A 12,510-nucleotide genomic window follows, 5' to 3' on the forward strand; every position below is an offset into this window, starting at 1 on the left:
CGACGGCGACGGATACTCGCAGGCTGCCGCTCCCCACATCTGGCTAGCAGCAGCCCGCTCCCGGTAAGCTCTCGTCAGCTCAGGAACAAACTATCGAGCCCCAAGCCCGGCTCCAGCAAATCGATGCCGCCGACCTGCGGGAAGACCACCTCCCGCGTGCCCGGCTGCACCCAATCGCATATCGCCCCGTATAAATGCTCGATCGCAGTCCGCCCTTCGATGTCCGGGCTGCGATGCGGTGCGCGGGTGCTGTTAGGGTCGTTGATCCGCGGGTCCAGCAGATCCAGCTCGCTGGCGGGGAACATGTCGCCGTAGATCCCGCCGCGCACGCGGTCGCCGATGACCAACATCGTGTTGCCGCGGCCGTGGTCGGTGCCATGGTCGCCGTTGGAGCGTATCTGGCGGCCGAACTCGCCGCCGATGACGATCGTCAAGTTCTGCTTGAGCGCCGGGTTTACCTGCTCCAGCTCGCTCATCAGGGTGTCCAACCCGCGGCCGTCGCCGAAGATGTCGGCAAACTGCGGCTCGGCCCGATTGCGCTGCTCGCGGTGAGTGTCCCAGCCGCCGTACTCCAGCGACCCGGCGCGCATGTTCAACACGGAGCCGACGTGTGCCGCACAATCGTAGAGACTAGCGAGCTGACGCGCGAAGTAGCCGCTCTGCAACGCCGTGTCCCCAGATTGTAGTGCCAACAAGGATTCCGGCATCGGCTTGCCGGCCAGCACCCGGTTGACATCGCCGCTGAAGCCGCGAATCGCGGACTCGTGCTGGACGATACGATGAAACGGCGAACTGGCCTCGATGTGCTCGCCCATCGCCGCGTAATAGCTCGCCGCGGAGCGCGCTATCTGATTCCGCCCCCAGCGCTGCCGCTCCTCAAGATCGTCGCGATGGTCGTACAAGCCGAGGTTGCGCGAGTCGCGCACACTGATGGCATAGTCGGCCGCCAAGCGGCCGTTTGGGCCGTCGGTTAGGCAGAACCGCCGCGGCGCCGTCGTCATAGCGACCACCCTGGCGTTGGCACCGCAGGCTTGCGCCAAGCGTCCACCCCAGCCGGAGCTTTGGAAAGCATTGGCGGAAGCCTGATGATCGCCGGCATCCAGTGCCAGCAGCGAGTGCGCGTGGTCGCGCGAGCGCGAGCCGACCACATTATTAACAATGGCGACATTACCCGCTTCAATCTGCCGGCGCAGCCAGCCGCACTCCTTGAGCACGCCAAAGCTAACGCCGCCGGTGTCGAAGTCGGCCGTCGTCCGCACCGGCAGATACGCCGTCTGCCAGCGCTCCCGAAAGGCATCGGCCGTGTTGCCGATCCGGTGCGCGGTGCGCATGGCGCGCCAATATTGGAAGCCGAAGCTGCTCTCGTTGCTGTCGAACGCGGGCGGCAGCAAATGCCGCATGTCGGGCCCGCCCGGCAGGGTCAGATTGACCACCGCCCGTTGGCTGATACCGGCCGCCTGCGCTGCGGAGCCGAAAAAGGCCACCGGCAACTGGCTGAGCGCGATGCCGGCCAGGCTGCCTTTAAGGAATGTTCTGCGATCCATGATAGTGTCCCTTAACAAAAGTTCACCCCCCTACGAACCCGTGCGCGGCGCCGAGGCTAGGCGCAGCTCGCAGGCCATGGCCGTAGCTCCCCTTGGCAAGAGGACGCTATCGGCCCTCCTGCGCGAACATATACGGGGTCGAGATGATGAAGGCGATGGCGCGGCCGATATTACGATTGCCAACCTCCGGCGTCGTGCCCTGGAACAGGTAGCCGTTGCTCAGGTCGTGGAACAGCAGCTCGTGCCTGCCCCCCGGCGCCAGGTCGGCCGGAGAGATCACCTCCTCGGGGTCCAGCGACCAAGCCTGCGTCGGGTCTTCGCCCCGCGCCAGCAGGGCGTAGACGTGCACCCGCTCTAGCGGGCCAAAATGCTTGTGACCGTCGGCGATAAAGCGCTGCCACAACCACTCGGCAACCTCCTCGACTCGGTAGCCGTTGGCGCCGCGGGGCAGCACCGGGCGCCAATCCTTGGTGAACACAATCTCCTCGTCCTCCACCAAGTGCACCCGCTCGAAACGCCAGCTGCCTTCGGTGCTGACGTTATAGGCGTTGCGAAACACGTCGCCGCTGGTGGACGCCTCTTCGCCCGTTTGCCCGCCGAACACGTCGTGCTTGGGGAGAAAGGGGTCGGCGCCTTCCATGCTGTGGATGTTGGCGTTGTAGAAGTTGAGCAGACGCTCCTCGCTGCTCAAGGTCAGGCGGTTTGCGATGATTAGGTTACGGTCGATACTGGTGTAGTACTTGACCCGCTCCGGGCTGTGAAACTCCTCCGAAATCGCATAGCCGCGCAGGAAGGTCACCAGATCCTTAGGGTTGATCGAAGCCCAGTAATCCTGTAGCGCCCGGGCCTTTGCCGAGTCGGCTTGCAGGTTATCGTCCGCCAATGTGCGTACGATCATCAGCGGCAGATTCTCCTGGCTGTGCGGGTGGTCGATGGCCACCGCCGCCAGATTAAAGAGTTTCTCGCGGGCATTGCCCCCAGTAATCTGGGTGTTAAGGATCTCCAGATCGCTGAGGTAGTGCTCCTCGGAGCCATAATGGAGCCGGCTATTATCGTCAGGGTCGTAGCTCATGCCGGTGAGGGCGCGCGCGGTGTTCTTGATCGATACCAGCTCGTGATAGTCCTGGTCGCGGTCGTCCTGCCCCAGGATGCCGAAAAAGAGCTGGTGGTATTCGCGCGCGAAGTCCTCGTTGCCGCTGAACACGCCGCTGCGAAAACGGTTGTTGTGGTGCCCGTACTGCCGCGTCACGGCAGCCGAGGCGGCAGCACCGGCGATGACCTCGTGGTACGGCCGGGCGGCGGCCAGATCGTTCATGATCTGATCGTAATAGCGGATAATCTGCGCATTGCCGACGCCGACGCCCTGGTTGACGGCCATGTGGTAGTTGGTTTCCCACAGGCCGATCTTCTGACGCACCGGATTCAGGCCGGGCATCGTCGCGGCCAGCGTCCAGACGCGGCCTGGCGCCCGCCAGGCATCGCTATCATAGGCCGTGCGGCGGCCCTCGGGTAACGGCGAGCGCGGCGACGACCAATACTCGCTCAGGCCCCGCAGCGTGCCGTCCGGGCCGAACGCGGCGGTATTATCAGGCGGCGATAGCTTAGCGTTTCGGGGGCCGACGTGGATGATCTCGACGATGGCCCGCTCCGGTGGCATGTCGGCCCAAGCGGCTATCTGACGGTCGCTGGCGAAGCTGCCGTAAGCGAACAAGTGCAGCACCTTGCGTACCGCAGTCTCGTCCCAGGCCTCATCGCTTACTCGCGTCAGACCGACGAGCTGAATGTCGCCGTGCGGGTCTTTTCTTCCCGACTTATCGCCCGACCCACAGGCGGCTAAGAGGACAATCAACAGAACGACGACGAGGCCTCGCCACCTTAAGAGGGAATATCGCATAAGGACAATCCTTGGTTTGTATTCTTGTTATTCTGCGGCGGAGGCGGCCACCGTCGATTAATATTAGCTTAGTATGTATGGAAGCTTCAATAAGCTTCTGAACGTAATGCAGAAATCAAGGGTGGTGTCCACACTTATCTTGCCTCTGCCCCGCAACGCGCGCTGTCGATAACACAGAGGAAGCCCATCTCCCCGCGCTCCGACGAGGCGCCCTGACGAAAGAACAAGCACTTAGGCAGCTTTCCACAATTCTTGTGGATAACTCTGTGTACAAGCTGCGTGAAGTTGTTCCGGGGTACGGGGTATCAAACACTTAGATAAATTGCTCAATATTTCAGCATTTTTTAAAAGTGCTTTTTAATTAGATGTTTACAGATGGTCTCGCCGGTGCGCAAAGATCGTACTCAGGTATGAGGCGGCACGGCGGTAGCTTGTCCGAGCTGTGTGAATAACCCGCCGGCTGTTGGGGAGTTTTGCGGCTTTGCCGCATGCGCAACGACACTGCCGGCTCTCGGGCGTTGTGCCAATTTCGTGACACCTGCCCGGTCGGAGCGTACCGCTACTGCGCGAAATACGAGACACTTCCCCCGCCGACAGAAGCTATAAGTCTCTGTTTTTACTTGTTGTATCTCCCGTGGCACAGCCTTTGCTCCAGACAGAGCGTGAATGCTCGTCGACAAGAGCGGGTACGCAAACAATAAGCAGGAAGCTAGGAGAGAAGCATGATATACCAACAGCCCGGCGAGGCCGGTTCCGTCGTCAGTTTCAAATCCCGTTACGCCAACTTCATTAACGGCGAGTGGATCGCTCCCACCGAAGGTAAATATTTCGACAACGTCTCGCCCGTCAACGGCCAACCGTTCTGCGAGATACCGCGTTCCACGGCGGCCGACATCGAGATGGCCATCACGGCCGCCCATGGCGCGCAGGAAAGCTGGGGTCGTACCTCCCCCGCCGAGCGGGCGAATATCTTGTTGCAGATTGCCGATCGCGTCGAAAGCAATCTCGACATGCTCGCCGTTGCCGAAACCTGGGACAACGGCAAACCGGTCCGCGAATCGCTGGCCGCCGATATACCGCTCGTTGCCGATCACTTTCGTTACTTCGCCGGCGTCATTCGGGCGCAGGAAGGCGGTATCAGCCAAATCGACGCCAACACAGTGGCCTACCACTTCCATGAGCCGTTGGGCGTTGTCGGCCAGATCATCCCCTGGAACTTCCCGCTGCTGATGGCGACGTGGAAGCTTGCCCCGGCCTTGGCCGCCGGCAATAGCGTGGTGCTAAAGCCCGCCGAGCAAACGCCGGCAAGCATTCTGCTGCTGATGGAGCTGATTCACGACCTCCTACCGCCGGGCGTCGTCAACGTCGTCAACGGCTTTGGCGTCGAAGCGGGCAAGCCGCTTGCCTCCAGCTCGCGAATCGCCAAAATCGCCTTTACCGGCGAAACCACCACCGGCCGCTTGGTGATGCAATACGCCTCCGAGAACCTGATTCCGGTAACGCTTGAGCTGGGCGGCAAATCCCCGAACGTCTTCTTCGACGACATTATGCAAGCCGACGATGCCTTTCTCGACAAATGCGTCGAAGGGGTGCTGATGGCCGCCCTCAACCAGGGCGAGGTCTGCACCTGCCCGTCGCGCGCCCTGATCCACGAATCGATCTACGACAAGTTCATGGACCGCGTGGTTGCGCGCTGGGGCAAGATCAAACAAGGCAACCCGCTGGATACCGAAACGATGATCGGCGCCCAGACCTCCACCGAGCAAATGGAGAAAATCCTCAGCTACTTCGACATCGGCCGGCAGGAAGGTGCCGAATTGCTAGCCGGCGGCCAACGCGCCCTACTAGGCGATGGCCTGGAGAACGGCTACTACGTACAACCGACCCTGTTCACAGGCCACAACAAGATGCGCGTGTTCCAGGAAGAAATCTTCGGCCCGGTGGTTTCGGTTACCACCTTCAAGGACGAGGAAGAAGCCCTGGCCATCGCCAACGACACCCTCTACGGCCTCGGCGCGGGCCTGTGGACCCGCGACACCAACCGCGCCTACCGCATGGGCCGAGGCATCCAATCCGGCCGCGTATGGACCAACTGCTACCACTTGTATCCGGCGCACGCCGCCTTCGGCGGTTACAAACAATCCGGTTTCGGGCGCGAAAACCACCGCATGATGCTGGACCACTACCAGCAAACGAAGAACATGCTGGTGAGCTACGACCCCAACCCCGCAGGCCTCTTCTAAGGGAGGCCAAGCCACGGGGCAGCGCCGGCGGGCGCGTGCAAAAACCAGCCTGATGGAAGGAGGGGTCATGGGTAAAATCGTAGAGCGTGTCACCGCAACCGATGCCGCACTGGAACTCATCGACCGCCTGCGGGCACGGCATGGGCCGTTAATGTTCCACCAATCCGGCGGCTGCTGCGACGGCAGCTCGCCGATGTGCTACCCGCAGGGCGAGTTCAGGATTGGCGGCAGCGACGTCAAGCTTGGCGAGATAGGCGGCTGTCCTTTTTATATGAACCAGTCCCAGTTCGAATATTGGCAGCATACGCAATTGATTATCGATGTAGTCCCCGGGCGCGGCGGCATGTTTTCTCTGGAAGGTCCGGAAGGCGTGCGCTTCCACACCCGTTCGCGCATCTATACCGACGAAGAGTGGGCAGTCCTGGAAAAACAGCCGGTGCAAATCGGCGCCGAATAGACTTTAACGCACCACTTCCTATACTTACCGGAGTATTAACTACCGACCAGCCCGCGCGGCCAATGCACAGGGCCGCGCGGGCGCTCCGTCGCCGCCAAGATCAAGAACTGCCTGATTGAATACCGGAGGCCCGCCGACGGAGCGACCGACATCACGGCAATACCGTCTACCGGTCGCTCCGTCAGCGCATCGTTGAAAAGGATACGCTAACTATCCGAGTTTCCTATTGTTTCTGCCTACGCATACCGGCATGCTGGCACAGCTAACCATCACCGCACAGGAGGATACGTAGCAAGGATTGCCTCAATCGGCACCCTGCCGGATGGTCGGTACAAGAAATATTATTATATAAGCACGCTCTGCGATGAGCTTGGCCGCCGCTCATCCGCGAGCCTACGAATAAGGGAGGAGAACGCTGTGGAGGAGTTGATTAACGCCAGCCGCAGATCCGTCCGCCGAGCCTCTGTTGGCGCGGAACCCTATAGCTATAGCCAGTCATTGATCGAACGGTCGTGGCGCCGCTGCGAGCAGCAATACCTCATAGACCGCGCCCGGCATACCGCCCCCGCTGTGGTCGAACAACATGAACTCGCTGAATACAAAGACCGCTACGGCGAATTCGCGCGGTTAGCACGCGCCGAAATGCATAATCTTTACAACCAGATCTCCGGTTCGGGCTACGCGCTGCTGCTTAGCAATGTCGAAGGGCTCATTCTTGAATTCGTGGGTGACCCCGCCCTTAATCCGCAATTCCGCTCCGTGGGCTTATGGCAGGGCGCCATATGGAGCGAACAACACGAAGGCACCAACGGCATCGGCACCTGCATCGCCGAGCAGCGGCCGGTGATGGTCGTGCGCGACCAACACTTCCGTCGGCGCCACGCAGGCCTTACCTGTGCCGGCGCACCCATTATCGAGCCGTCCGGCGAACTGTTCGGCGTGTTGGACGCCTCCACCGTGAATAACCTGGACACGCCCAGCAGCCAGCTACATACCCTGGCACTGGTTTCGGCCTCCGCCCAGCATATCTCCAAGTGGCGCTTTATCAACGCCTTCCCGACAGCCACGATCGTCCGCTTTCACAGTCGGCCGGAGTATGTCGGCCTGATTAACGACGGTGCTATTGCCGTGGACGAAGACGGCACCGTGCTGGCAGCAGACAACAACGCACTCCTATTCCTCGGGGCAGCCGACCGTAGCGACGTTGTCGGTCGCTTAATCTACGAGTTATTCGACATCAACGCCGCCACGCTCGCCCAGCAAGCGTGCCAAAGCTGGCGCCCGCCCTACTGGACGATGCACGGCATTCGTCGCGCCGGCCGCTTCTTCGCCACCGTCCTAGGCAGCCAAAAGCAGACGATAAGCATTCACCCGCTGCAAAGCGCCGACAACACAACGCCCTCGCGCTCGCAACGGCTACACCCGGCGTTGCACGACCTAAGCGCCGGCGATCCCACCATGTTGCAACTGGCGAAAAAGGCGCAAAAGGTCGCCGGGCGGGGCATTCCCATCCTGCTCCACGGCGAGACCGGCACCGGCAAAGACGTATTCGCCCGCGCCATCCACTGTGCCAGCGGCCGCCAAGGCGAATTAGTAGCGGTTAACTGCGCGGCTATTCCCGGCAACCTGATCGAGAGCGAACTCTTCGGCTACCGCCCCGGCGCGTTTACCGGCGCGCAAAAAACGGCATGAAAGGCAAAATCGCCCAAGCAGACGGCGGCACCCTATTCCTCGACGAGATCGGCGACATGCCGCTGGAACTACAAACCCGCCTGCTCCGCGTGCTTGAAGAACGGCAAGTACAGCCCTTGGGGAGCGACGTGTCGGTGCCGGTCGATATCTGCCTGATTAGCGCCACGCATTGCGATCTGCTCGACAAAATCGCCCAGGGCGCCTTTCGAGAGGATCTTTACTACCGCATCAACGGCTTAACCCTCGCGTTGCCCGCCTTGCGAGAGCGGCAAGACAAGGCCGAACTCATCCGCCGGGTTCTGGCAGCGGAAGGTCAGGCCGACGTCGATATCGCGGAAGATGCCTTTCGCGTGCTGTCGAATTACCCCTGGCCGGGTAACCTACGCCAGCTTCGCAACACCCTCCGAACGGCGGCCGCCCTATGCGAAGGCGGCCTGATCCGGCTAGAGGATCTGGACCACGAAATCGCCGCCTCGGCGCTCGCCGAGGGCGGCGAGCCGCCGAGCGTAGAGCCTGACCAGGCCTCCCCGCTCGACTCCGCAGAACGGCAAGCACTGATCGACGAGCTAAGCCGTCAGAAGTGGAACGTCAGCCGCGCGGCCGTAGCCTTAGGCGTCAGCCGAAACACCCTGTATCGGAAGATGCGCAAGCACGGCATCGGTTATCCGCGCCCCGATCAATAGCGCGCGGTTATCGCCTTGCCCGGCCGCGCCGCATTGGCCGGCAACCCATAGGCGCTTGTAGGCGAGGAAGGCCCGTTGCTCGGCGAGCCACCGTTTCCCTCGCGGAGGCGGCCCCGGAGCCGTCATGTCCGAAAGCCTAAAGGCACAGCTACGTGGCAGGCGTGCCCACACCTCCGCAGCGCTTGCCCGATACTCCAAAGGCCACGAGTTTTCGGCAGACAACGGCAGGGCGACGGGTTATTCTGAACTACCCGCGGAAAGACGGAGGTGCGCAATGGAGCAGGATTTAATCGCGCGTGTCATTGAATACGCTGATGCAAAGCAGCTTCCGGAAACGCCGACCGACCTTGGCATCGGCGGGCTGGCCCTGCTGCGCAGCCGAACGCCGACCCCACTGACGAACACCCTCTACAGACCGCTGCTGTGCGTCGGCTTGCAGGGGCGCAAGCAAACCCAATTCGGCAATCGCATCGTCGATTATGGCGCTGGCGAGTCGCTCATCGTCTGCGTCGACCTGCCGACACTGAGTCACGTAGTAGACGCATCGCCCGAGCGGCCTTATGTCGGGTTTGCCATAGGCATCGACCTCGCGATTCTGCGGGAATTGCAGATAGAGCTCGAGTTCGATGTCGACGCCAGAGAAAAGGACGGTGCCGTCGCCTCAGGTGCCGCCGGCCACCACGTCCGCGATGCCATGTGCCGCCTGTTTGACCTGATCGATCGGCCTCCGGTCGAAAGGCGCGTCCTGGCCCCGTTGCTGGTTAAGGAAATCCACTTCCGCATGCTGATGGAGGAGCACGGCGGAATACTGCGCCGCCTATCCCGCCCCGATAGCCGTATCAGCCGCATCAGTCGCGCCATCGGCAAATTACGCCGAGACTACGCGCAGCCGATCTCCGTGCACGAGCTGGCAGAGCTGGCCAGCATGAGCCTGTCGAGCTTCCATGAGCACTTCAAAGCGATTACCGCCACGACACCCATCCAATTCCAAAAGGACATCAGACTCTTCGCCGCGCGGCAGAAGCTAATGGCCGGCGCCGTCTCGGTGGCGAGCGTGGCGTTTGAAGTCGGCTATGAAAGCCCCACCCAGTTCAGCCGCGAATATTCGCGCAAGTTCGGCCACCCCCCAGTATCGAACGCGACATAAGCCAACGGTCTGAAGTTGCTTGAAAGCGGTTGCCGATAGGCGGTCAGCCCATAATTATCGCCTTGCCGCTCGCCCCTGTGCGCCCCGTTGTTTTCCTGCTAACCCTTGCAAGCGGCGAGTGGCTGCCCCCATAGCAGCATAGGTCTAACTGCCGATAGGTGTGGCGATGGCCGCAGTCGCGGTATCGTCAAAGGCTGGCAACACGGCCATGGCCGTCGGCCGGCCCGCCCTCCGGGAGCCCATCTTCGGGCCCTTGGCCGCGCGGTGAAGAGCCCGAAGGAGTGCTTAGGTATAAGGAGGTATGCATGGAGCCGACGATAGAGCCTTACGCCGAAACGCCCGCCTTCAAGAGCAACTGGGGCCTCTGGTTGGCCGTGGGTGCGGTAATGATCATCGCGGGCATAGCGGCACTGGTTGCATCCGTAGCCGCGACCATTGCCGTGGCCGTTGTCCTGGGTGTGGCGCTCATCGCCAGCGGTATCGTCCAGATTGGCATGGGTTTGCGCGAGCGCAGTTGGCGCTACGGCCTCTTATTCTCTCTGTGGGGTATCGTCGAAATCGTCATCGGCGCCGTCGTCGTTTTTCATCCGGCCGCGCCGCCCTGGTGTTGACGATGCTACTAGCCGTGCTACTGTTAATGGGCGGCATTTTTCGGCTGGTCTTGGTCGGTGTCGTCACCGAACTGCCGGCCGCAGTTGGAATCTGGCGGCGGCGGCGCTCAACATCGCGCTTGGCCTGCTATTACTCTTCCAGTGGCCTTGGTCCGGCTTATGGTTTCTCGGCTTAGCTATCGGCCTTAGCCTATTGATTAACGGCGTTGCCATCGGCATAGCGGCGTGGGAGGCGCATTCCGGTGCAGCGTCCGTGTTATCGCGCGCATAGCAACGAACAGGCCCTGCCGGATAACGCCGGCCAGGGCTCGCCCCACGGGGAGGCCGCTAACAAGCGCGACAGGGCTCGACCGGCAAATCGCGCGCGATCCAGCCCGGGCCGTCGTCCCCGCCGAGCATACCTTCGCGGACATTATAGATCTGCGTAAACCCGTGACTTTCCAGGTGCGACAAAAGCCTGGCCGAGCGATTGCCGGTCCGGCAGATAAGCGCAATCGGCCGCTCGGGCTCTTGCGCTCTCAATGCCTCGAAAGCGGCCAACAACCCCGCCTCGCCCTGAGGATGACGCAGGGAAATACGCTCCGCCCCCGGCACCACGCCAGTCTCCCGCCACTCGTCGGGCTGGCGAATATCGACGATGAGCAGCCCATCCTCCGCAGCCCGCGCATAAGCTTCCCGCGGGCCCAAATCGTTTGCCGCCGCCGCTAAAGGCATCGCCACCAAGAGCCCGAGTGCAAGAATAAGCGACCTCATACCACAACCCTCTACGGTAAACCCAAGCGCGGAGACGATCCGCAAGCCTACGCCTAATGTGGCCATTAGCAAGGTAACCGTCAACAGCCCAGCCGCGGCCGCCTGCGATTACCCCCGGCTTTTCGCCATGGGATCATCCGGCGCAACAACGGGCAACCGGCGAGGCGAGCGTCGACCCTTTTTTTCGGCCGGCAAAGCGCCACATAAAATCAATGAGTTAGAGAGGGGTGAAAAAAGGGTTAAGTCGGTCGTTGCGGGGTTGTCGCTGTCAAAACAGTGGGTTATGGTGTTTTTGCTCTAGTTCGCTGCCGTGTAGGCAGCTAAGAAATGGAAAGCGTTTTCCGCTTTAATCATCGTGTTGTTCGCTGCCGCGTAGGCAGCTAAGAAATTATTCGACTTCAAAGACTAGCGTCACGCCCGGTTCGCTGCCGCGTAGGCAGCTAAGAAATTTGCCACTACACAGCAGAGATGCCCGGACGGGTTCGCTGCCGCGTAGGCAGCTAAGAAATGTCCGTAGCTGAGAACCTTTGTTCCAAAACAGTTCACTGCCGCGTAGGCAGCTAAGAAAAAGAAACATCTGAGCGGTCATTAAGGCGCGCCAGCGCAGCCTGCACGCCCTCGCTGATCGCCCCGTGCACGGCGCGGCCTATGCAGTGGCCGACCGTGGTGGCGGTTCCTGCATAGACGCTGCTCGGTTGCCGGCCCAGCGTCGCCACGGTTACGGTGTCGGTCGTAGTCCCGGTGGCGATCTCGCCGGTTGCGGTCGGCACGGCGGCCTCGGCGAGGGCGGCCGCCTTTGCCTCCACGGCGGTTTGTACGGCGTCGACCATGGCCGCCGGTGCCAGCCAACCGTCGATCAGGACAATGACATTAATGGTGCCGCTGCCGCTCGCCGCCAGCGGAAAGGCGCCGCCGGCTCGGGCCGCGTTGCGGACGCCGACTGTCGCCAGCGCCTCGATCGCCCAGCCCTGCCATTGCTCGCGCCGCCGCACGAGGTTTTGCATATGGACGGCCGTGAGCAGCCCGACGCACTGCTCCGAGGGCAAACCGAGCTGGCCCAGGTAGTCGCTCATATCGGTGTCGATATCGGGCGGGTTCCAACCGGCGGCAACCGTGCGGTTGACCACATAGCGCGCCGTGCGCCAGCCGCCGCCGATGGCGGCGTTGCTCAGGATTGGCCGCGGCGCGCCCAGATCCACAACCAAATGAGCCGGATCGCGCGTCACCGTTACCGGCGCCTGCTGCTGTGTCGCCATCTCTCCTCCCCGCAAACTGGCAAAGCGTGTGCTCAAACCCCGGCGCAGGCGCGCAACACAGGGCAACGGATCTTCTTAACCGAGTATTATTACGCTTAGCTTTTCGTCATGGCATCATACGGTGCAACAAGCGACAACAACGAGGCGAGCGATGAAGCCGGTGGACTACGGCCGAGAAGATCACACGGAACTGCGCAGCGGGTTGAGGCATCTGCCCGAGGCCAAGCGGC

The 12,510-nt window shown here is 61.7% G+C and carries 10 protein-coding genes; 6 read left to right on the forward strand and 4 right to left on the reverse strand.

Features of this window, described 5'->3' with window-relative positions:
- Positions 1 to 74: 74 nt before the first annotated feature.
- Both CAI21_RS04840 and CAI21_RS04845 read right to left on the reverse strand, forming a co-directional pair.
- The gene (locus tag CAI21_RS04840) at positions 75 to 1,544 is read right to left on the reverse strand and encodes a DUF1501 domain-containing protein (RefSeq protein WP_116301259.1); all 1,470 of its coding nucleotides are present in this window, start codon (positions 1,542 to 1,544) and stop codon (positions 75 to 77) included.
- 106 nt (positions 1,545 to 1,650) lie between these two features.
- Positions 1,651 to 3,438, reverse strand: a complete 1,788-nt coding sequence (locus CAI21_RS04845) for a DUF1800 family protein (protein ID WP_116301260.1) — start codon at positions 3,436 to 3,438, stop codon at positions 1,651 to 1,653.
- A 722-nt stretch (positions 3,439 to 4,160) separates the two neighbouring features.
- On the opposite strand from CAI21_RS04845, the gene exaC reads away from it, so the two are divergent.
- The 6 genes from exaC (at position 4,161) to CAI21_RS04870 (ending at position 10,271) form a co-directional block, all read left to right on the forward strand.
- Positions 4,161 to 5,681 carry an acetaldehyde dehydrogenase ExaC gene (exaC, locus tag CAI21_RS04850; protein ID WP_116301261.1) on the forward strand — a complete coding sequence of 507 codons (1,521 nt, stop codon included), beginning with the start codon at positions 4,161 to 4,163 and terminating at the stop codon, positions 5,679 to 5,681.
- Between the two features lie 67 nt (positions 5,682 to 5,748).
- Complete coding sequence (locus CAI21_RS04855) at positions 5,749 to 6,138, forward strand: DUF779 domain-containing protein (RefSeq protein WP_116301262.1); 390 nt, start codon at positions 5,749 to 5,751, stop codon at positions 6,136 to 6,138.
- A 417-nt stretch (positions 6,139 to 6,555) separates the two neighbouring features.
- A complete protein-coding gene (locus CAI21_RS23655) occupies positions 6,556 to 7,830 on the forward strand; it encodes a sigma-54-dependent Fis family transcriptional regulator (protein ID WP_220347765.1) in 1,275 nt (424 codons plus the stop codon).
- Complete coding sequence (locus tag CAI21_RS23660) at positions 7,827 to 8,513, forward strand: sigma-54-dependent Fis family transcriptional regulator (RefSeq protein WP_220347766.1); 687 nt, start codon at positions 7,827 to 7,829, stop codon at positions 8,511 to 8,513. The genes CAI21_RS23655 and CAI21_RS23660 overlap by 4 nt, the downstream gene beginning before the upstream one ends.
- Positions 8,514 to 8,787: 274 nt before the next feature.
- Positions 8,788 to 9,660, forward strand: a complete 873-nt coding sequence (locus CAI21_RS04865; RefSeq protein WP_116301263.1) for an AraC family transcriptional regulator — start codon at positions 8,788 to 8,790, stop codon at positions 9,658 to 9,660.
- A 305-nt stretch (positions 9,661 to 9,965) separates the two neighbouring features.
- Complete coding sequence (locus tag CAI21_RS04870) at positions 9,966 to 10,271, forward strand: DUF308 domain-containing protein (RefSeq protein ID WP_116301264.1); 306 nt, start codon at positions 9,966 to 9,968, stop codon at positions 10,269 to 10,271.
- Between the two features lie 327 nt (positions 10,272 to 10,598).
- On the opposite strand, the gene CAI21_RS04875 is transcribed toward CAI21_RS04870, so the two are convergent.
- Positions 10,599 to 11,024 carry a rhodanese-like domain-containing protein gene (locus tag CAI21_RS04875; protein ID WP_116301274.1) on the reverse strand — a complete coding sequence of 142 codons (426 nt, stop codon included), beginning with the start codon at positions 11,022 to 11,024 and terminating at the stop codon, positions 10,599 to 10,601.
- Positions 11,025 to 11,584: 560 nt separating this feature from the next.
- Positions 11,585 to 12,280 (reverse strand): adenosylcobinamide amidohydrolase, encoded by a 696-nt coding sequence (locus CAI21_RS25800; protein ID WP_404840852.1) that lies wholly within the window; start codon positions 12,278 to 12,280, stop codon positions 11,585 to 11,587.
- Positions 12,281 to 12,510: the final 230 nt, after the last annotated feature.

The organism is Alkalilimnicola ehrlichii (assembly GCF_003399765.1).
GTDB lineage: Bacteria > Pseudomonadota > Gammaproteobacteria > Nitrococcales > AK92 > AK92.